Annotated in this window: 23 protein-coding genes; 4 read left to right on the forward strand and 19 right to left on the reverse strand. The window is 31.4% G+C overall.

Going from position 1 to position 18,563, the window contains the following annotated elements:
* Positions 1-131: 131 nt before the first annotated feature.
* From ABGB03_RS03125 to ABGB03_RS03200, 16 genes are all read right to left on the reverse strand, one after another.
* Positions 132-590, reverse strand: coding sequence for a tRNA (cytidine(34)-2'-O)-methyltransferase (locus tag ABGB03_RS03125; RefSeq protein ID WP_347924757.1), 459 nt, complete (start codon positions 588-590; stop codon positions 132-134).
* Entirely contained in the window at positions 590-805 is a 216-nt protein-coding gene (locus ABGB03_RS03130) for a hypothetical protein (RefSeq protein WP_347924759.1), read from the reverse strand. The genes ABGB03_RS03125 and ABGB03_RS03130 overlap by 1 nt, the downstream gene beginning before the upstream one ends.
* 141 nt (positions 806-946) lie before the next feature.
* On the reverse strand, positions 947-2,245 hold the full coding sequence (locus ABGB03_RS03135) for an aminotransferase class V-fold PLP-dependent enzyme (protein ID WP_347924760.1): 1,299 nt from the start codon (positions 2,243-2,245) through the stop codon (positions 947-949).
* A gap of 55 nt (positions 2,246-2,300) precedes the next feature.
* Entirely contained in the window at positions 2,301-2,957 is a 657-nt protein-coding gene (locus tag ABGB03_RS03140) for a type II CAAX endopeptidase family protein (RefSeq protein WP_347924762.1), read from the reverse strand.
* A 23-nt stretch (positions 2,958-2,980) separates the two neighbouring features.
* A complete protein-coding gene (trpA, locus tag ABGB03_RS03145; protein ID WP_347924764.1) occupies positions 2,981-3,745 on the reverse strand; it encodes a tryptophan synthase subunit alpha in 765 nt (254 codons plus the stop codon).
* A gap of 84 nt (positions 3,746-3,829) precedes the next feature.
* Positions 3,830-4,108: a GIY-YIG nuclease family protein gene (locus ABGB03_RS03150; protein WP_347924765.1), complete on the reverse strand. Its 279-nt coding sequence runs from the start codon at positions 4,106-4,108 to the stop codon at positions 3,830-3,832.
* A gap of 37 nt (positions 4,109-4,145) precedes the next feature.
* A complete protein-coding gene (locus ABGB03_RS03155; RefSeq protein WP_347924766.1) occupies positions 4,146-5,234 on the reverse strand; it encodes a family 10 glycosylhydrolase in 1,089 nt (362 codons plus the stop codon).
* Positions 5,231-6,319, reverse strand: coding sequence for a carbohydrate-binding family 9-like protein (locus ABGB03_RS03160; protein WP_347924768.1), 1,089 nt, complete (start codon positions 6,317-6,319; stop codon positions 5,231-5,233). Before ABGB03_RS03160 ends, ABGB03_RS03155 begins: the two co-directional genes overlap by 4 nt.
* The gene (gene trpB / locus ABGB03_RS03165; protein WP_347924769.1) at positions 6,320-7,501 is read right to left on the reverse strand and encodes a tryptophan synthase subunit beta; all 1,182 of its coding nucleotides are present in this window, start codon (positions 7,499-7,501) and stop codon (positions 6,320-6,322) included.
* An 86-nt stretch (positions 7,502-7,587) separates the two neighbouring features.
* Positions 7,588-8,217 (reverse strand): phosphoribosylanthranilate isomerase, encoded by a 630-nt coding sequence (locus ABGB03_RS03170; RefSeq protein WP_347924771.1) that lies wholly within the window; start codon positions 8,215-8,217, stop codon positions 7,588-7,590.
* Positions 8,218-8,338: 121 nt separating this feature from the next.
* A complete protein-coding gene (gene trpC / locus ABGB03_RS03175) occupies positions 8,339-9,124 on the reverse strand; it encodes an indole-3-glycerol phosphate synthase TrpC (protein WP_347924772.1) in 786 nt (261 codons plus the stop codon).
* A 68-nt stretch (positions 9,125-9,192) separates the two neighbouring features.
* A complete protein-coding gene (gene trpD, locus ABGB03_RS03180; protein ID WP_347924774.1) occupies positions 9,193-10,185 on the reverse strand; it encodes an anthranilate phosphoribosyltransferase in 993 nt (330 codons plus the stop codon).
* Positions 10,186-10,188: 3 nt separating this feature from the next.
* Positions 10,189-10,755, reverse strand: a complete 567-nt coding sequence (locus ABGB03_RS03185; protein WP_347924776.1) for an aminodeoxychorismate/anthranilate synthase component II — start codon at positions 10,753-10,755, stop codon at positions 10,189-10,191.
* Positions 10,756-10,762: 7 nt separating this feature from the next.
* Positions 10,763-12,160 (reverse strand): anthranilate synthase component I family protein, encoded by a 1,398-nt coding sequence (locus tag ABGB03_RS03190; protein WP_347924778.1) that lies wholly within the window; start codon positions 12,158-12,160, stop codon positions 10,763-10,765.
* Positions 12,161-12,418: 258 nt separating this feature from the next.
* Complete coding sequence (locus ABGB03_RS03195; protein WP_347924780.1) at positions 12,419-12,991, reverse strand: YceI family protein; 573 nt, start codon at positions 12,989-12,991, stop codon at positions 12,419-12,421.
* Positions 12,992-13,029: 38 nt separating this feature from the next.
* On the reverse strand, positions 13,030-13,482 hold the full coding sequence (locus ABGB03_RS03200) for a MarR family transcriptional regulator (RefSeq protein WP_347924781.1): 453 nt from the start codon (positions 13,480-13,482) through the stop codon (positions 13,030-13,032).
* A gap of 118 nt (positions 13,483-13,600) precedes the next feature.
* Between ABGB03_RS03200 and ABGB03_RS03205 the strand changes: the two genes are divergently transcribed.
* The 4 genes from ABGB03_RS03205 (at position 13,601) to ABGB03_RS03220 (ending at position 15,654) form a co-directional block, all read left to right on the forward strand.
* Positions 13,601-14,119, forward strand: coding sequence for a TlpA disulfide reductase family protein (locus ABGB03_RS03205; protein WP_347924783.1), 519 nt, complete (start codon positions 13,601-13,603; stop codon positions 14,117-14,119).
* Positions 14,120-14,214: 95 nt separating this feature from the next.
* Positions 14,215-14,841, forward strand: coding sequence for a thioredoxin family protein (locus tag ABGB03_RS03210; protein WP_347924784.1), 627 nt, complete (start codon positions 14,215-14,217; stop codon positions 14,839-14,841).
* 81 nt (positions 14,842-14,922) lie between these two features.
* Positions 14,923-15,237, forward strand: coding sequence for a rhodanese-like domain-containing protein (locus ABGB03_RS03215; RefSeq protein WP_347924785.1), 315 nt, complete (start codon positions 14,923-14,925; stop codon positions 15,235-15,237).
* A gap of 12 nt (positions 15,238-15,249) precedes the next feature.
* Positions 15,250-15,654, forward strand: coding sequence for a rhodanese-like domain-containing protein (locus ABGB03_RS03220; RefSeq protein WP_347924786.1), 405 nt, complete (start codon positions 15,250-15,252; stop codon positions 15,652-15,654).
* Positions 15,655-15,703: 49 nt separating this feature from the next.
* Here the strand turns inward: ABGB03_RS03220 and ABGB03_RS03225 are convergent, their stop codons facing one another.
* The 3 genes from ABGB03_RS03225 to ABGB03_RS03235 all read right to left on the reverse strand — a co-directional run bounded on the left by ABGB03_RS03225 (position 15,704) and on the right by ABGB03_RS03235 (position 18,511).
* A complete protein-coding gene (locus tag ABGB03_RS03225) occupies positions 15,704-16,750 on the reverse strand; it encodes an aminoglycoside phosphotransferase family protein (protein WP_347924787.1) in 1,047 nt (348 codons plus the stop codon).
* An 8-nt stretch (positions 16,751-16,758) separates the two neighbouring features.
* Positions 16,759-17,646, reverse strand: coding sequence for a sugar phosphate nucleotidyltransferase (locus ABGB03_RS03230; protein ID WP_347924789.1), 888 nt, complete (start codon positions 17,644-17,646; stop codon positions 16,759-16,761).
* Positions 17,647-17,752: 106 nt separating this feature from the next.
* On the reverse strand, positions 17,753-18,511 hold the full coding sequence (locus tag ABGB03_RS03235; RefSeq protein WP_347924791.1) for a T9SS type A sorting domain-containing protein: 759 nt from the start codon (positions 18,509-18,511) through the stop codon (positions 17,753-17,755).
* Between the last annotated feature and the right edge of the window lie 52 nt (positions 18,512-18,563).

Genomic DNA, 18,563 nt, shown 5'->3' on the forward strand with positions numbered 1-18,563 from the left:
AAACTGTGCTTTTTTTGTTACAAAATTTTAGGTTTTCGTTTAATGTTTTTACGGATATGCAACGTTTTAATGTTTTATATCCGACGTTAAACGAAGATAGCTGTTTTTGATTAGAAAATCTATATGTATAACTACGTGTATTTCAATTGCTTAATGCCTTCGTAAATAACAATACTCACTGCATTAGCAATATTTAAACTACGTACATGCTTACTATATATAGGTATTTTAAAAAGGGCTTCTGGATAGTCTTTTAAAATGTGTTTTGGTAAACCAACCGATTCTTTTCCAAAAACTAAAAATAGATTGTCTTCAAAAGGAATATCATAATAGTCTTGTGTACCATGGCTAGATAAAAACACCATTTTTGCATTTTTATTAATAATAATAAAATCATTAATGCTGTCGTAATATGTAACATTAAGGTGTTGCCAATAATCTAGACCAGCACGTTTTAGTCTGGTGTCATCTATCTCAAATCCAAATGGTTTTACCAAGTGTAAGTTTGATCCTGAGGCTAGTGCCAAACGACCAATATTTCCTGTGTTGTTTGGTATTTCGGGTTCAATAAGTACAATGTTTAGTGGCATTATTTTTTAGTCAGTTTTATGATGAGTAAACGTATTAAAAGTATAAATGGGAAACCATGTAGTAATACATCAAACCAGTCCATTGGTTTCATTCCAACAGCACCACCAGTTATCCATCTAAGTTTTCCAACAATATGAGGTTCTGGAAAAAAAGGAGCTAAGCCTAAGGTGAGACAAAGCAGTATAATAAGTCTCCAATCGTTTAATAGTTTCATCGTTTAAATATAGGTTTTATTATAAATTCGTCAATTCGAGTGATTTCAGTTTACTGAAATTGTATCGAGAATAGAATTTTAATTATTAGTAAGCTTGTTCTCGATACATTTTGCTTTGCAAAATACTCGAACTGACATACACTAATTTGCAGCAACGTCTTTTAAACTGTTTACCAATAAATCAACTTCCTCAAAACTATTAAAAATAGCGAAAGAGATACGAATGCCATTAATGTTGTTTTCGTATATACCTCTCATGCGTAACTTTTTTTCTTTGTTAAGTACTGGATTTAATTTAAGGTTGTCTTTGCCTTTGATTCTAATAGTAATCATAGAGGCAGAATAAGTCTCATTCTCAGGCGTTAAAACTTCAATCTCAGGTGTGTTGGTAATTCCTTTTCTAAAACGAGCGACGAGTTCTCGACCACGTCTTGCAACGTTTTCTATACCTATAGCGTTAATAAAATCTATAGCGCTTCCAATACCTAAAGTGATTGGTGTATTTCGTGTACCATATTCTTCGCGTTGTGCGCTATGTCTATAGTCCATAGTTAGCGTATTCAAATCGAATTTACTATCGGTATAAGCTCCTGCAAATACAGGCGAAATGGTATCTATGATATTTTTATTAATAAATAAAATACCAGTTCCTTTTGGTCCAAATAGCCATTTGTGCCCACTACTTGCATAAAAATCTGGATTGATATCTCTTAAGTCTATGAGAAACATTCCAAGCGATTGTGCACCGTCAATACACGAGTAAATGTTTTTACTTCGGCATAAATCTACAATAGCTTTTGCAGGTAATTTCATTCCTGTAGTACAGGTGATATGTGAAAAAGCAACCACTTTGGTTTTATTTGTAATGTTATCTTTTATTATTTGAAGGTTGTTTTCTCCATGAATGTCTAAGTCAATCAATTTTACAATAGCTCCAAAATCTTTAGCAAGTGCCATCCAAGGAGAAGCGCCTCCAACATGTTCGTGCGTACTGATAATGATTTCATCTCCTTTTTTTAATCGTAAGCTTCTTGCTGCAATATTTAAGCCTTCGGTTGCATTACGTGTAAAAGCAATTTCATCTGCTGTGACATTTAAAAACTTTGCAGCTTTTTCATGGGTTTTATCAATTTGATGTCGACCATGACTCACTGAAGTCTCTAATTTTTCCATGGCTTCACAAACTGTGTCAAGCACAATTCTTGGAGAAGGACCAAGGCTTCCAGTGTTTAGGTAATGATAATCTTTTGCAAATAGAAATTGCTCACGAATGTTATCCCAATCAATACTATTATAGTCGCTTGTATACGGTTTTAAAGTTGGAACAGAGCGTTCTGACTTTAGTGCATTATCGGCTTGTAATAAAGGAACTGCTGAGCTTAGAAATAAACCACTAAGAATATTCTTTTTTATAAAACTTCGTCTTGATGTTTTAGACATTTTTGAACTTTTGACGAAAGTTAGCTGTTTTTATATCAATATCAAATTTGAACAGTTAAACAATATAGCTAGTTAAATTCCAAAAGACATGAAAAATTATTGATGGGCCAATAGATTTTGATTTATAGTATAGTATTCCTGCTATAAACCCTCCAAATAATGCAATAAAAGCGCTTCTTAAACTGAAATCTAATGAATCAAAAAATAAAGTAGCAAAGGGAATATGAATAAATGCAAAAAGCAATGAGGCGAAAAGTATTGTTTTTATAGGCTTATAGTTTTTTGCTAACGCACCTTGTAGATAATTTCGAAAAAAGAGCTCTTCTATTATGGGAACAATCATAATTGAGGCTACAGCATCATAAGTTTTCAATCTATTAAGAGTAAACCTATAACTAAAAAAATCTGGAGAAATTTCTTGATAGTAAATTATTTTAAGTACGGATTGAAAGAATACAAAGCCAATTCCCAATAATATTGCGAAAAGATAAAATTTTAATTTTGTTTTATTTAAAACTAATAAGTTGGAGTGCTCAATTTTTTTAAAAAATAACACTATAAAAATTAATAAAGCTATTGAGTTAATTAAATGTGAAGCTTTATAAAGATTTAAATTTCCTATTCCGAAAGGAATTATAATAATCCAAAGACTTAATATTTCAAGAGAAATAAAGTATAAGAGTGTTAAAGTTATTGCTTTTGAATATTTCATTTATTTAGATACTTAATTTTTAATTAAGTAAGAATCCTATTTACAAAAGCATCAATAGTATTTACACCTTCATTGGTTACGTATTTTACAAAAGCACTCCCAATAATAGCACCTTTGGCGTATTTGGTAGCTTGTGTAAATGTATTGTTGTTAGAAATACCAAAACCTACAATTTGAGGATTCTTTAAATTCATATTGGCAATACGTTCGAAATACGCTGTTTGCTCGTTACCAAAACCAGATTTAGCTCCTGTAGTACTTGCCGAACTTACCATGTAGATAAAACCGTTTGAAATAGAATCGATATATCTAATGCGCTCGTCACTTGTTTGTGGTGTGATTAGAAACACGTTTATCAATCCGTATTTTTCGAACGTAGCTTTGTATTCATCGTGATATACATCAACAGGTAAATCAGGAATAATCAGGCCATCAATTCCAATCTCTTGACATTTTTTGCAGAATACTTCCACTCCATGTTGCAACATTGGATTAAAATAACCCATTATAATCAAAGGAATATTTACGGATTTACGAATATCTTTTAATTGGTTAAAAAGTACCTCAGTAGTCATGCCATTTTTCAAAGCCTGAGTTGAGCTAGCTTGAATGGTAGGTCCATCTGCTAAAGGGTCGCTAAAAGGTAAGCCAATTTCAATCATATCGACACCATTCTTCTCCAGATTTTGAATGATGCTTACTGTATCACCGATATTAGGATATCCAGCTGTGAAATATATAGATAGTAATTTTTTGTCTTCTTGTAGTTTTTGGTTGATTCTATTCATATTTTATTTTTTATGAGATGCTGAAACGAGTTCAGCATGACGTTTATTTTTGTTTCGTCACCCTGAACTTGCTTCAGGGTCACATTATAATTGTAATGTTTTTAATGTTGGATTTTTTTCTTTTACAAGATTTAATTTCCATTCCTTGTGCCAATTTTTTAGTTGTTTTTCTCTTGCAATAGCTTGGTTTATATCTGTAAACTCTTCAAAATAAATTAAGTCAGTTAAATTATACTTTCGGGTAAATTTAGACCCTTCTTTATTTTGATGTTCAATAATTCTTTTGTTTAAATTTGAAGTTACACCTACATAAAACGTTGTTCTATACTTATTAGTTAATATGTATATGTAACTAAGTTTCATAATATTTGTGATACTGAAACGAGTTCAGCATGACGTTTTATTCATGGTTAAATTCTTCTTTCAATTTTATAAATACGGCTTTTTGTTCAGCACTTAAATTGTCTGCTGTAAAAATAGAAAAGCCTTTTGCGCCTTTTTCTTTTGATAATCTAATGGCTTTTTCTAAATCTTTTGGATCTTGTAATGCTGGACTGTATAAGCCTGCATGAATTGGAAAATCTACTTTGTTTACGCCTTGCTCAATCGCAAATCCAATCCAATTTACATTTTCTCGATAAAAATTATTATACACCATTGGATATGCTGCATCTAAGTTGAAATCGTCCCAAGGTTGTCTCACCATTTGACGCGACATTTCTGGAAATGGAAATACAGCTGCAGTCATTTTATGACCACTTTCGTGAGAAATGTCTACAAGCTCATTCACTAACGATGAAACAGCATTTAAGCGATATTGTCGCCATTCAGTATTTAATTCTGGATGTTCAAGGTCTTGAGGGTCTTTACCAAAGATTTCTTTAAATCCTTTGCGAGCAATTGGATGATAGCCATAATCGTATTCTGGCATTTCTGTGGTTTGAACTAAATTGTATTTTGGCTGTAAATCGGCTCCTAGAATTACATCGACATAACGTACATAATCTAAATGAATAGACGCTAAGCCTTTCACTTTTGTTAGTTTTCTAACATTGTTTTTTACATGCTCTCGAGCATCAGGATGAAATGGACTTAACCATTGGTAATAATCCACATAGGCTCTGTATTCTAAGGAGTTTTTTCCTGCACGATTTACAGCATACCATTCAGGATGTTTGTTTGCAATAGTATCATTTGGACGATTTAAAGTCCACATCCATGCATGAATTTTAATGCCTTTTTCTGAAGCTAATGGGATTAGTTGATTGTAAAACTCTACATCACCACCAACAAGAATTTCTGAAATACCCAACGAATCAAAAGAAGCTAGTTTTGCCTCCCACTTTTCTTTGTCAAATGGACCACCAGGGTTTGTCCAAGTGGCAAAAGTGAAGTTTTCTTTTTCTGTTTTAACTGTTTTTTTAGTGTTTTGCTTTTCTTGACAAGACAAGAAAACAAATGTTATAAGAATTAAAGCTAAATGTTTCATAATTTTCTTAGTGTTCCTTCTTGGTTGATAATATAGATTGAATTCCCGTTTTCCAATTTATATTCGAATCCAAAATTTGTTTTGTAAAAAATGGCATTCACTGTTCTTTCTTCTGAATAAGTGACTTCTAAGTTTAGAGAAAAACCTAAATCATTTTCTAGGAGTGTTTTTAAATTGCCATATCTGGTTTTTCTAAAAAGCGCAAAAGCAGTTTGTTTAATTTCTAAATCTTCGTCTTCAATGAATTTAATATTATCAGAAGTTGTCTGTTCAGTAAATTGAAGAAAACCCCATTTTTCTGGCTCGTGCATGTTTATCACTTTTTGATTACTCCAAACCCAATTGTATTCTCTTAAGTATTTGTCATTTTCTTTTTTACGATCATATGTTCCATTAATAATGTCATGATCCCATTGTACCCTTGAGAAATTAATACGCCATTGTTCCCCTTCTTTAGGAATGGATTTAGGAGCATTTTTTAAACCAATCAATGGTTTTAAAGGTATTGCCATTTCAACAGTCCAATGAGAATCTATATCTTTATGATTGTTTAATGTTCCATAAACTTGTACAGCAGATTTGAGGTCGTTTAAGTTCCATTCGAAATTTGCTTTTCCACCAATACGATAGGGTTTGTTTAAGTATAAATCCCAAACTGTATTTAAAGCATTAATTTCTACTTCTCCATAACCAATTCCTGTTTTTGAAGGATCTAAAAAGATTTCAAAATCATTATTGTAATAGATAATAGTATCTCGTTGTTTTAGATTTCCCCAAATATGTGGTTCTTTTAATTCTGCATAAAAATAGATGTAGTTATCATCCCAAAGCATTTTTACTTGTGTATCAAATTTTGGTGTTTTTACACCTTCAATATCAATAAACTTATCTGTGAATTTTGCGGTATTCCAACTTGCTTCATCTGCTTTACCATCAATAACAATGGTATTAGTAGTTTTTGTGATGATATAGTGTTTAGGAATTACAATATCCTCAGAAACGTCTACAGATAAAGGAGCTTGACTTTTAACCTGATTACAAGAAACTAGTGTTATACTGATTAATATGAGAAGTAATTGTTTCATTTATAACTTGAAATGATTGATGTAGGTTTCTAAATCTTTATCGCCACGACCAGATAGACTTACTACCACTATATCGTTTGGCTTAAACTGTTTTTTCTCAAACGTAGCCAAGGCATGTGAGCTTTCTATAGCTGGAATAATGCCTTCTAATTTGCATAACTCTAAACCTGCTGTCATGGCATCATCATCTGTAATAGAGATAAATTCGGCACGACCAGATTTGTATAAATGTGCATGCATAGGACCAACTCCTGGATAATCTAATCCAGCGGAAATTGAATAAGGTTCAGTAATTTGTCCATCATTGGTTTGCATTAATAAGGTTTTGCTACCATGTATAATACCTTCTCTTCCTAAGACTGATGTTGCAGCACTTTCACCAGTATCGATACCTAATCCAGCGGCTTCAACAGCAATAAGTTTTACATCTTCATCTTCTAGATAATGATAATACACCCCAGCGGCATTACTACCACCTCCGACACAAGCAACTACATAATCTGGTTTTGCGGTACCTTCATGCTCTTTTAGTTGCCATTGAATTTCTTCAGAAACAATGGCTTGAAAACGAGCCACCATATCTGGATAAGGATGAGGTCCTACGACACTACCAATAATGTAATGTGTATCTACAGGATTATTAATCCAATCGCGAATGGCTTCGTTTGTTGCATCCTTAAGCGTTTTACTTCCTGAGGTTGCGGGTACAACTGTAGCTCCTAACATTTTCATTCTAGCCACATTTGGTGCTTGTCGAGCTATATCAATTTCTCCCATATACACGATGCATTCCAATCCCATTAAAGCGCAAACGGTAGCAGTTGCTACACCATGTTGTCCAGCTCCAGTTTCGGCAATGATTCGGTTTTTGCCTAAACGTTTTGCCATTAAAATCTGACCAATGGTGTTATTTACTTTATGTGCTCCCGTATGATTGAGATCTTCGCGTTTTAGATATATTTTTGTATTGTATTTTTCTGATAAACGCTTGGCAAAATAGAGTGGAGAAGGGCGACCTACATAATCTTTTAAGAGTTGGTTAAACTCTTTTTGAAACTCAGGTTCTGCCATAACCTTTAAGTAGTTTTGGCGTAGTTCTTCTACATTTGGATAGAGCATTTCAGGTATGAATGCACCTCCAAATTCTCCATAATAGCCTTTTTCGTTGACGTTGTAACTCATAATTATGTTGTTCTTGTCAGGTCGAGTGAAATTCTTAAAGAATTTTGTATCGAGACCTTTTTGCTTCTCGATACAATTTTTGCTTCTCAAAAATTACTCGAAGCGACCTTATTTTTAAACTTTTTTAATTCTTCTATATTTTTCAGTCCTGCTTCAATTTCAAATTTACTATTCACATCAATAGCATAACAATACTTTGAAGCTTCACTTTTTTGAAAGCGTTTTAGGTCTTCAACTTGCTCTAATCCAATACCTCCACTTAAAAAAAATGGTTTGGTTGAAGGATAGTCTATTAATACATCCCAATTAAATGTATAACCATTTCCTCCTGGGAGTTTTCCTTTGGTGTCGAATAAAAAGTAATCACAAACGTCCTCATAAAGTGCTAAAATTGAAAAATCAAATTCATTTTTTATTGAGAACACCTTAATAATTTTAGCGTTTGTTGATTTAAGAATTCTACACATTTCTGGTGATTCGTGACCATGTAACTGGATAACAGACAGCTTATGTTTTTCTACTTGGTTAGCTATAAACTCTACAGTTTTATCTACAAAAACACCAACTTTGTTAATTGATTTTGGTAATTCTGGAATTACTCCTTCAAAATGCCTAGGAGATTCCTCATGAAAAATAAATCCAAGAAAATCTGGTTGCAAACTTGCAATAGCTTCAATATTATCTTGATATTTCATGCCACAGACTTTAAGCTTCATATTTATTTCCTGCGTAGGCAGGATCTTTTTTTAGTTTAACTATATATTTGTCATTTCGACATGAGCAACGCGATTGAGAAATCTCATTATGAGATGTCTCACATGCGTTCGACATGACAAACTATTTTTTTAAATTTTCAATAAACAATTTAGCACTTACCCCAGGATTATCAGTTTTCATAAAGTTTTCACCAATTAAAAATCCTTGATAACCGTAAGGTTGTAATTCTTTTATAGCTTGAATTGAACTAATGCCACTCTCAGATACTTTTACAAAATCATCAGGAATCATTTTGCTTAAGGTTTTGCTGGTTTCTAAACTTACCTCAAATGTTTTTAGATTTCTATTATTTACACCTAACATATCTAATGATGGCATAGTTGATTTGTGTAATTCATCTTCGTTATGTACTTCTAAAAGTACATCTAAATGCAAACTTTTAGCTAACTCCGAAAATTGTTTGATTTCTTCTCTAGTTAAAATGGCTGCAATTAATAATATAATATCTGCTCCAAATGCCTTGGCTTCTAAAATTTGATAGGCATCTATAATAAAATCTTTACGTAAAATAGGCAAATTGCAGCTTTCCCTAGCTATTAATAGATCATCCAAAGTGCCACCAAAGTAAATTTCGTCCGTTAATACAGACATGCCACAAACACCAGCGTGTTCATACCCTATGGCAACATCATCAACATTTGCGGTGTCATTAATTATGGATTTTGAAGGAGAGCGTCGCTTAAATTCTGCTATAATACCCGAAGTACTGTTTCTTAATTTTTGAGCTAACGAAATCGTTTTTCTATCAAAAAAAGGTATTTTTTCCAATGTAGTTATTGGAATGAATTCTTTTTTCAGTGCAACTTCTTTTTGTTTGTCTAAAACTATTTTACTTAATATATCCATTTTTGTCAATCTGAATTTGTTTTAGGTTCTGATTATTTGTGCGATGCTGAAACGAGTTCAACATAACGTTAATTACTCAATTCAATTAATGCTTTTAGACTTTTTTTTGCTTTTCCGCTAAGTAAAGATTCTTTTGCCAACTCAAAACCTTGCTCATGATCTATCTCTTTTGATGTAGCAATTGCCAATCCTGCATTAGCACAAACCACATTATTTTGTGCTTCTGTACCATTTCCGCTAATCACGTTTATAAATATTTTGGCAGCATCCTCGACTGAATTTCCACCATAAATTGATTCTTGGGTTATTTGTTTTATACCCAAATCTTCTGGTGTAAACATGGTTTCAGAATGATTAGAAATCACCTTGGTTTTTCCTGTTAAAGAAATTTCATCATAGCCATCAAGCGCATGAACTATGCTATAATTTTTATCGGTTTGTTGATATAGATAACCATACAAACGTTGTAATTCTAAATTAAAAACACCAACCATTTGGTTTTTTGGGAATGATGGATTTACCATTGGTCCTAACATATTAAAAAATGTTTTCACACCTAATTCTCGTCTAATTGGCGCTACATTTTTCATGGCTGGATGAAATAGAGGAGCATGAAGCACGCAAATTCCAGTTTGGTCAATACATCGTTTTAAGAAATCTTTATTACTAGAGAATTTTATGCCTAAATATTCCATAACGTTTGAAGAACCACAAGCAGAAGACACACCATAGTTACCATGTTTAGAGACATTCACTCCAGCTCCAGCTGTAACAAATGATGACAACGTAGAAATATTAAAGGTGTCTTTACCATCACCTCCTGTTCCACATAAATCAACAGCATTGAAGTCTTTTAAATCTATAGGAATACATAGTTCTAAAAGCGCATCTCGGAACCCTTTTAATTCTTGAAGAGTAATACTTCGCATCATATATACGGTTAGGAATGATGCTATTTGGCTTTGGTTGTATTGCCCTTCGGAAATATTTACTAAAACCTGTTTCGCTTCTTTGCTAGAAATATTTTCGTGATTTATAAGTCTATTCAGTAATTGTTTCATAATCTAAGAATTAACCCAATTTTCTAGTATTTTTTTTCCATCAGGAGTTAATACTGATTCTGGATGATATTGCACGCCTTTAACATCATAATCTCGGTGTCTTAACGACATAATTTGCCCATTTTGGTCGAAAGAAGTGGCTTCTAAACAATCTGGTAGACGTGTATTTACTACCCATGAGTGATAACGACCTACTTCAATGTTTTTCTCTAGCCCAGTGAATAAAGATTCATCATCAACACTTATAGTCACGTTGGTCGCTACGCCATGATAGACTTCATCTAAATTAACTAACGAACCACCAAAAACCTCTCCTATAGCTTGTTGACCAAGACACACACCTAAAATGCTTTTAGTAGGTGCATATTCTTTTATAATTGCTTTTAAAAGACCAGCTTCATCTGGAATTCCAGGACCAGGTGACAGCACAATTTTGTCAAAAGGTTTTACGTCTTCTAAGTTTAATTTATCATTTCTTACTACTGTTACATCACAATTTAAATCCTCTAAATAATGAACGAGATTATAAGTAAAACTGTCGTAGTTATCTATTACTAATACTTTTTTCATTGATGACTTATTTAATTCTTTCAGCAATTTCTAGAGCTTTTGTTAAAGCTCCTAATTTATTATAAACTTCTTGTAATTCGTCTTCTGGGTTAGACTTAGAGACTAATCCTGCACCAGCTTGCCAATGCAATTGATGGTTTTTACTTAAAAAGGTTCTAATCATAATAGCATGGTTGTAATTACCATCAAAATCCATAAAACCAATAGCACCTCCATAAAAAACTCTACTTGTTTTTTCGTAATCTTCAATTAGTTGCATCGCACGATGTTTTGGCGCACCACTTAGTGTTCCAGCAGGAAAGGTGTCTGCAACTACTTGCATAGTTGGTACATGTTTATGTTTTATTCCAGTAACTTTACTAACTAAATGAATTACATGAGAAAAGAACTGAACTTCTCTATATTTTTCGACAGTCACATTATTACCATGTCTGCTTAAATCATTTCTAGCCAAGTCAACAAGCATGACGTGTTCGGAATTTTCTTTAGCATCCTTTACTAATTTTTCTGCTAGTTCTGCATCTTTTAAGTCATTTCCAGTACGTTTAAACGTTCCAGCAATAGGGTGAATTTCGGCTTGACCATCACTAACTACAAGTTGTGCTTCAGGTGAACTTCCAAAAATCTTAAAGTTTCCGTAATCAAAATAGAAGAGGTAAGGTGAAGGATTAATACTTCTTAATGCACGATATACATTAAATTCGTCGCCCTTAAAATTTTGCTGAAACTTTTTTGAAAGCACTAATTGAAATACATCCCCTCTAGCACAATGCTTTTTTGCTAATTCAACATGCTGCTTATATTCATCGTCAGTTAAATTTGAAGAAATATCGCCTTCAGCTTTAAAATTATAAGATGCAAAATTCTTTGCTTTTATAAGGTGTTGAATGTCTTCTACATTATTTTCTGAATTAAAGCAATGTGCAAAAATATATGCTTCATTTTTAAAATGATTAATGGCAATAATATTTTGATAGACTGCATAATAAATGTCTGGAATATCTAAGGAACCTTCTTTTTTAGAAATGTTTATATCTTCAAAATACTTAACTGAGTCGTAAGCTGTATATCCAAAAATACCATTATTAATAAATTTGAAGTTTTCTTTAGAGTCTGCTTCAAAGCGTTTTGTAAACTTGTGGATTTCATCAGTTACATTAGCTTTAGTTGCTTCACAAGTTTCTGAACTTCCATCAGGAAATTTTTGAGTGATTACTTCATTTTCAACTTTAATAGATGCAATAGGGTTACAACAGATATAAGAAAAACTATTATCATTAGCATGATAATCACTACTCTCAAGCAAAATACTATTAGGGTATTTGTCTCTAATTTTTAAATAAATACTAACAGGCGTAATAGTATCTGCTAGAATTTTTGTGTAATGTGTTTTTAATTGATACATATTTTTATAAACTAAAAAAGGCTTGTCGTGAATGACAAGCCTTTTGATATTATTATTTAAATATACGATAGGGTTAATTCACGAATGTTAGTTTCGAAAATTCCACCACCAAGTATTATTTAAAATTGAGTTCATTTGTTTTGTTTGTTCAAATATAGAAATGAAAAATTTGTTTGCAAACTATTTTCGATAAAAATAAAAGGATTCCTATTTTTTTACAGAAATCCTTTTGTTATTGAGTATTAATTTCACCTAATATTAAAACTGTAAATCTACAATAAGATCAAACTCATCATAAATAGCTTTGTCTTTTAAGTTATCAAAAAAGCTATTAGATTTATATTCTATGCCATATTTTGTTCTATCTACTTTTAAAGAAGCTGTGGCTTTGTTTCCATAAATAGACATCTCAAAAGAAACAGGGTTAGTTTTTCCTTTAATGGTTAAATCAGCATTGACAGTATATGAGTTTTTGCCACTCGATTTTACAGCTTTAAAATTAATATTTGCTAATGGATGAGATTCTACACTAAAAAAATCGTCTGATTTTAAATGATTATCTAGATTTGTAGCAGATTTACCTTGCATATCTGTAGTTTTGATACTAGTCATATCCACGATAAATGTACCTCCAGTTAACTTATCATTATCAAAATTTAAAGATCCAGATTTCAAGGATACAATACCTGAATGGGATCCAGTTACTTTATATGCTTTCCATGTTATATTACTTTTAGTAACATCTACGTTTTTTTCTGAAAGAGAAGTAAAGGAAGCTAAAGTGATTGCTAGTACTAAAATTAAAGTACTTTTTAAAATGTTGTTTTTCATAATAATGTTTTTTTTAATTGTAAAATTGTTTGAGTTATTTAAGTTCTTAATTTTTCTAGTAAATAATTTAATTCTTGTAATTCGTTGTTGCTAAGTTTATTAGTCATATCTAAATCCTTTTTATTAATAATTGGATCAATTTGAGCTATAAATTCCAAGCCTTTTGCTGTTATATACATTTCAATTTTTCTACGATTTTTTTTACAAATTTCTCGGGTTACAAACCCTTTTTTATTTAGCTTATCAACTAAGCGAGTGGTGTTACTCATCTTATTGAGCATACGTTCTTGAATAGTGCTTAAATTAGCTGGGTTTCCATTTTGCCCCCTTAATATTCGTAGCACGTTGTATTGTTCTAATGTAAGGTCAAAATTTTTGAGGACCTGTTGCAAACCTTCTTTAAACCAATTACTTGTATATAGTACATTTACTATCGACTTACGGCTTAAAGGCATTTTTTTAGAACTCTTAATATCTTTTTCTATTGACATTTGTATATACAACAGTTAACGAGCAAATATATTCAAGTTCTTAAAACTCTTATAAAATGAGACTATAATTTTATGTTAAAAATTGAGATTGATTAATATTGATGTTTAATTTTATAGCATGAGGTATTTAATAATGTTTTGTTTTTTTATTTTTTTGTCATGTAATGAAAAAATTAAATCAAAAGGAAATTCCAATAAAACGGTTGATTTTATAGGTATTGAACTTGATATTTTAAATTTTGATGGATTGGAACCTTACTTGCAAAGGAATGATGACAAAGTTTACGTAGTTAACTTTTGGGCAACTTGGTGTGCACCTTGCGTCAAAGAGTTGCCTCATTTTGAGGAATTAAATGAGAATTATAAGGATAAAAATGTTGAAGTGATACTTGTGAGTTTAGATTTCCCTCATCAATACGATAGCAAATTGAAACCATATATTAAAGAGCATAATTTAAAATCGAAAATAGTAGTGCTTGATGATGTCGATATGAATACATGGATTCCAAAAGTTAATGAAAATTGGGATGGTGCTATTCCTGTAACTATTATTTACAACAAAGATAAACGTGAGTTTTATGACCAAACTTTTACATACGAAACATTAGAAAACGAGTTAAAACATTTTTTAAAGTAAACACTATGAAATGAGCCAGTTCAAGTCGTTGATAACAAACGAAATGATATTTGGCGAATTACATTTGACCGATAAAAACAATAAAAATTATACAAATGAAATTTATTAAAACAGTATCAGTATTTGCAATTGTATTAGTTGTAAGTGCTTTTTCGCTAAATACCACAACTTCTAGTGGTTATGAAGTTGGAGACATTGTAACTGACTTCAATCTTAAAAATATAGATGGTAATATGGTGTCATTGGCAGATTATACAGATGCTAAAGGCTTCATTGTCATTTTTACATGTAATACTTGTCCTTATGCAGTAGCTTATGAAGATAGAATTATCGCATTAGATAAGAAATACGCATCTAAAGACTATCCAGTTATTGCTATTATGCCAAACGATCCTGATGTGCAACCAGGAGACAGCATGGAAGCAATGAAAGCGAGAGCTGCTTCAAAAGGATTTACATTTCCATACCTAATGGATGATGGTCAAAAAATATATCCTCAATATGGAGCTACTAAAACACCGCATGTTTACGTTTTAGAAAAAACCAATAAAGGTAATGTTGTAAAGTATATTGGTGCTATTGATGATAATTATAAAGATGCTTCTGCTGTAAACACGAAATATGTTGAAAATGCTGTAGATGCTTTATTAGCTGGAAATGAAGTCACAGAAACTAAGACTCGTGCTATAGGCTGTTCTATAAAAGTTAAAAAGAGTAACTAAAGTAAAGTGTAACATTTTATTTTTTTTATTGTCTTTATAATAAATCCTAAAGAAGTGTTAATTTTGTTGAAAAAATAATTTATGGCAAATTTAACTCAAGAAGAGTGGAAACAACAATTAGCAAGTGATACTAACGCTGTTATACTAGATGTACGCACTGATGCTGAAGTTTCTGAAGGAATGATACCTAATGCAATTCAAATGGATATTTATAAAGGCCAAGGGTTTATTTATAAACTTGAAGAGTTAGACAAAACGAAGAATTATTATGTGTATTGTCGCTCTGGTGCTAGAAGTGGACAAGCATGTTCTATTATGAATCAATTAGGTTTTAAAAACGCATATAATCTTGCTGGAGGCATTCTTGAGTGGAATGAAGACCTTGTAAGCAACTAAAGATATTTTATTATGAGACGAATCCTTTTTGTATTAATAGCATTTATGGCATTTAATTTTAGCTGTAAGGAAGAAACAACTACAAGTCAAATAGAAATAATTTCTCCTGAAGAAATGCAACAGATTTCTCAGATTGAAGGGGTACAACTAATAGATGTTAGAACACCTCAAGAATATGAAGAAGAATATATTGAAGGATTCCAAAATATCGACTTTTTCTCAGATACTTTTTCTCAAGAAATAGAGCAATTAGATAAATCTAAACCAGTAATTGTGTACTGTAGATCAGGTAGAAGAAGTGCTAATTGTGCGAAACAACTTAAAGAAAAAGGTTTTATAAAGATCTATGATTTAGAAGGGGGTATTGCAAAATGGCAATTTGAAGGTTTTGAGGTGAAAACAAAAAGTTTGCCATAAAAAAAGAATTACTATATAAAAAAGTGACATGATAGTCGCTTTTTTTATGCTATAAATTATTATCAATAATAGTTTTAATATCTGCTTGTTTATCTAAAGCTAATTTGGCAAATTGAAATAAACTTTTACATCTATCTAAGTTTTGCTCAGGATAACTCACTTTATAGTAAACATTTCCATTTAAATAATCGGTTAATGCTCTTAAACCATGCATAAAAGGCATTAAAGCACAACTTATTGGTAAGTACTCTATTTCCATTTTGTTTAAAAAAGAACCATTACTACTTATGCCATTTATAAAAGCTTCAAAAAGGTGGATGTTGAATTTAATTTTTGAAAGCTCTTTTTCATCTTCATTACTTTCACTAACAACAGTTCTTACAGTATCTCCAAAATCATAATGAAAATAGCCTTTCATTATAGTGTCAAGATCTATCAAGCATAACCCTATATTGTTTTGGTTAAATAGTAGGTTGTTAAGTTTAGTATCGTTATGACAAATTCTTTCAGGTAAATTAGCATTGTAAAAGCTTTCAAAATCATTTAAATGCCTTTTTGCAAATACAATTTCTAAGTTGGCTGATGCTTTAATATCACTAGATGTGTTGTCTAAAGATTGTTGAAATTCGGCAATTCTATAAGGAAGATTATTTAAATTTGGAAGCGTAATTTCATAACTATTTACATCTTCATCTTTTAGTAATTGATGAAAACGACCAATAATTCTTCCAGCTTCAAAAGCTGTTTTTGTGTTTGATGTAAAATTATAAGCAACACTTTTTGGAATAAAAGTTATTAATCTCCAAAAATTTGCATCATGTAAATAATAGTCTTGATTTGCTCTGGTTTTAAGTAAGTTTAACTCAGTATAGTCATTGGCTTTAAGTTTTTTTAAAGCTTTATTCATGTTTTTATGGAGTCCAATTACATTTTTAAAAACATTACAATTAATGCGTTGTAAAATATATTTAGATTCAGAATTGCTTTCTACAAGAAATGTGTCATTTATATAACCTTGCGTAATTGGCTTGAACATAACATTCGAAACGTCAATGTTAAATTGACTAACAATAACATTTAAAAGCTTTATGTCCATTTATTTAACTATTTCCAAAGAGGTGAAGGGTATTTATTGTCTTCAGTAAGTCTTTTTAGTGTTTTAACAGCTTCATCCTTATCTTCATAATAAGTAACACCAAACCATTCACTATTTGTTGTTATTACATTAATATCAATTAAGCCATTTGCCATCATCTCTTGAGCTACAAAAGGGAGATATATTTCACTTTTTTCGAGGTTTTCCGATACTTGTAAGAAATTGCTAAAATACGTTTCGATATAGTCGAAAATAGATGTGTTGCAAATCCAAAAATTCATAGATACAATAGTGTCAGGATGTAAAGTATTACCAGAATCTGTATCAATAATTTCATTATCTATAGCTTCAATTTTAGTATGCTCTTCAATCGATACTAAATGGCCATTATCTACACTACAAACACCTCTTGAAACCGATCCATGTTCAGACAATGTATCTTTTAAATTATAACCAACAATTGCATAGGTATTCTTTGAATCATTATTTTTTACAAAATGGGCAGCACCTTCAAAAGCTTGTTTTCCATAATAATCATCAGCATTAATGATTACAAAATCAGAATTCACGACCTTTCTTGCAGACCAAACAGCATGAGCTGTTCCCCAAGGTTTAGCTCTTTCGGTTGTATCAATAGAAACGCCTTCTGGCAAGTCGTTTATATCTTGTACAACAACATCTAATTTAATAGTGTTTGGCAATTTTGGAGACAGGTAGTTTTCAAGAAATTCTTTATTCTCAGCTTTAGTTACTAAAACAATGTGAGTAAAACCACAGTTGATGGCATCATAAATACTAAATTCTAATAGGAATTCTTCAGCAGGCCCAAGGTCGTCAAATTGTTTAAGCTTTCCATAGCGACTACCACTTCCTGCAGCCATAAGTAATAAGGTCATAAATTAAATTTTTTGTAAAAATATAGTTTTCTACGGAAGAAGTATATAAACTTATTATAAAATAGCCAAAGTATAATTTTACTTTGGCTATTTGCTTTTTTAATTATTATCTCTTAATAACTTTCATTGTTTTAATCTGGAGGTTCTCGTTCGTAATTTTAAAGAGATAGATACCAGTTTCGTATTCAGATACATTTATTTTTGAATTACCTTTATTAATATTTTGTATTAAAATTCGTTTGCCTAATAAGTTGTAAACTTCAATTTGAGAATTACTTTCTGTGTGGATATTTACAAAATCATTAAATGGGTTTGGATATATTTTAACATCTGTGTTATTAATAAAATCATCTATTGATAAAGTAGTCAAAGTTGCAGAAAAATCCTCTGTAGACGCTCCTCCACCATTTGCTGTTTTCCAATCAAATGTAAAAGGACCTGTTGTTGCAGGGTTTATTATTAAGTTAGTAATAATAACTTCAATAGTAGCTCCAGCAGGAATAGTAAGCCCTACGGAAGCTCCAGCAACAGACATTTGTATTCCACCTGACCATGCTCCTCCAATTGTTCCAAAAGTAGTAGCGTCAATGGTAATTGGTGTTCCGTTTACTTTTAGCACTACATTCGAACCCAAAAGATTAGAGTCGGGGATAGTATTAGTTATTGAAGGAAAACCAGAAGGAAGGTTCATAAGAAATATATTTGGTGTAGTACTAGGGGTTCCTATTTCTCCAGTTGTTGTGTAAGTAAAAGTGTAAATTGTACTGGTAGCATTAGGTGTATTGTCATTAACGGTAACTGTTTGTGAATTTAGAAAGTTAAAATTCAATAAACTCACTATCGTAATGATGTAAATTTGTTTCATAATTTTGGGATTTTTAATTATTAGTATGAATAAAGCTACAACAAAAAAAGCA

Source organism: Pontimicrobium sp. SW4, assembly GCF_039954625.1.
Taxonomy (GTDB): Bacteria; Bacteroidota; Bacteroidia; order Flavobacteriales; family Flavobacteriaceae; genus Pontimicrobium.

Coding starts and splice junctions, on each gene's coding strand:
- ABGB03_RS03125 (WP_347924757.1), bottom strand. CDS start 590: ATGCCACTAAACATTGTACTTATTGAACCCGAAATACCAAACAACACA.
- ABGB03_RS03130 (WP_347924759.1), bottom strand. CDS start 805: ATGAAACTATTAAACGATTGGAGACTTATTATACTGCTTTGTCTCACC.
- ABGB03_RS03135 (WP_347924760.1), bottom strand. CDS start 2,245: ATGTCTAAAACATCAAGACGAAGTTTTATAAAAAAGAATATTCTTAGT.
- ABGB03_RS03140 (WP_347924762.1), bottom strand. CDS start 2,957: ATGAAATATTCAAAAGCAATAACTTTAACACTCTTATACTTTATTTCT.
- trpA (WP_347924764.1), bottom strand. CDS start 3,745: ATGAATAGAATCAACCAAAAACTACAAGAAGACAAAAAATTACTATCT.
- ABGB03_RS03150 (WP_347924765.1), bottom strand. CDS start 4,108: ATGAAACTTAGTTACATATACATATTAACTAATAAGTATAGAACAACG.
- ABGB03_RS03155 (WP_347924766.1), bottom strand. CDS start 5,234: ATGAAACATTTAGCTTTAATTCTTATAACATTTGTTTTCTTGTCTTGT.
- ABGB03_RS03160 (WP_347924768.1), bottom strand. CDS start 6,319: ATGAAACAATTACTTCTCATATTAATCAGTATAACACTAGTTTCTTGT.
- trpB (WP_347924769.1), bottom strand. CDS start 7,501: ATGAGTTACAACGTCAACGAAAAAGGCTATTATGGAGAATTTGGAGGT.
- ABGB03_RS03170 (WP_347924771.1), bottom strand. CDS start 8,217: ATGAAGCTTAAAGTCTGTGGCATGAAATATCAAGATAATATTGAAGCT.
- trpC (WP_347924772.1), bottom strand. CDS start 9,124: ATGGATATATTAAGTAAAATAGTTTTAGACAAACAAAAAGAAGTTGCA.
- trpD (WP_347924774.1), bottom strand. CDS start 10,185: ATGAAACAATTACTGAATAGACTTATAAATCACGAAAATATTTCTAGC.
- ABGB03_RS03185 (WP_347924776.1), bottom strand. CDS start 10,755: ATGAAAAAAGTATTAGTAATAGATAACTACGACAGTTTTACTTATAAT.
- ABGB03_RS03190 (WP_347924778.1), bottom strand. CDS start 12,160: ATGTATCAATTAAAAACACATTACACAAAAATTCTAGCAGATACTATT.
- ABGB03_RS03195 (WP_347924780.1), bottom strand. CDS start 12,991: ATGAAAAACAACATTTTAAAAAGTACTTTAATTTTAGTACTAGCAATC.
- ABGB03_RS03200 (WP_347924781.1), bottom strand. CDS start 13,482: ATGTCAATAGAAAAAGATATTAAGAGTTCTAAAAAAATGCCTTTAAGC.
- ABGB03_RS03205 (WP_347924783.1), top strand. CDS start 13,601: ATGAGGTATTTAATAATGTTTTGTTTTTTTATTTTTTTGTCATGTAAT.
- ABGB03_RS03210 (WP_347924784.1), top strand. CDS start 14,215: ATGAAATTTATTAAAACAGTATCAGTATTTGCAATTGTATTAGTTGTA.
- ABGB03_RS03215 (WP_347924785.1), top strand. CDS start 14,923: ATGGCAAATTTAACTCAAGAAGAGTGGAAACAACAATTAGCAAGTGAT.
- ABGB03_RS03220 (WP_347924786.1), top strand. CDS start 15,250: ATGAGACGAATCCTTTTTGTATTAATAGCATTTATGGCATTTAATTTT.
- ABGB03_RS03225 (WP_347924787.1), bottom strand. CDS start 16,750: ATGGACATAAAGCTTTTAAATGTTATTGTTAGTCAATTTAACATTGAC.
- ABGB03_RS03230 (WP_347924789.1), bottom strand. CDS start 17,646: ATGACCTTATTACTTATGGCTGCAGGAAGTGGTAGTCGCTATGGAAAG.
- ABGB03_RS03235 (WP_347924791.1), bottom strand. CDS start 18,511: ATGAAACAAATTTACATCATTACGATAGTGAGTTTATTGAATTTTAAC.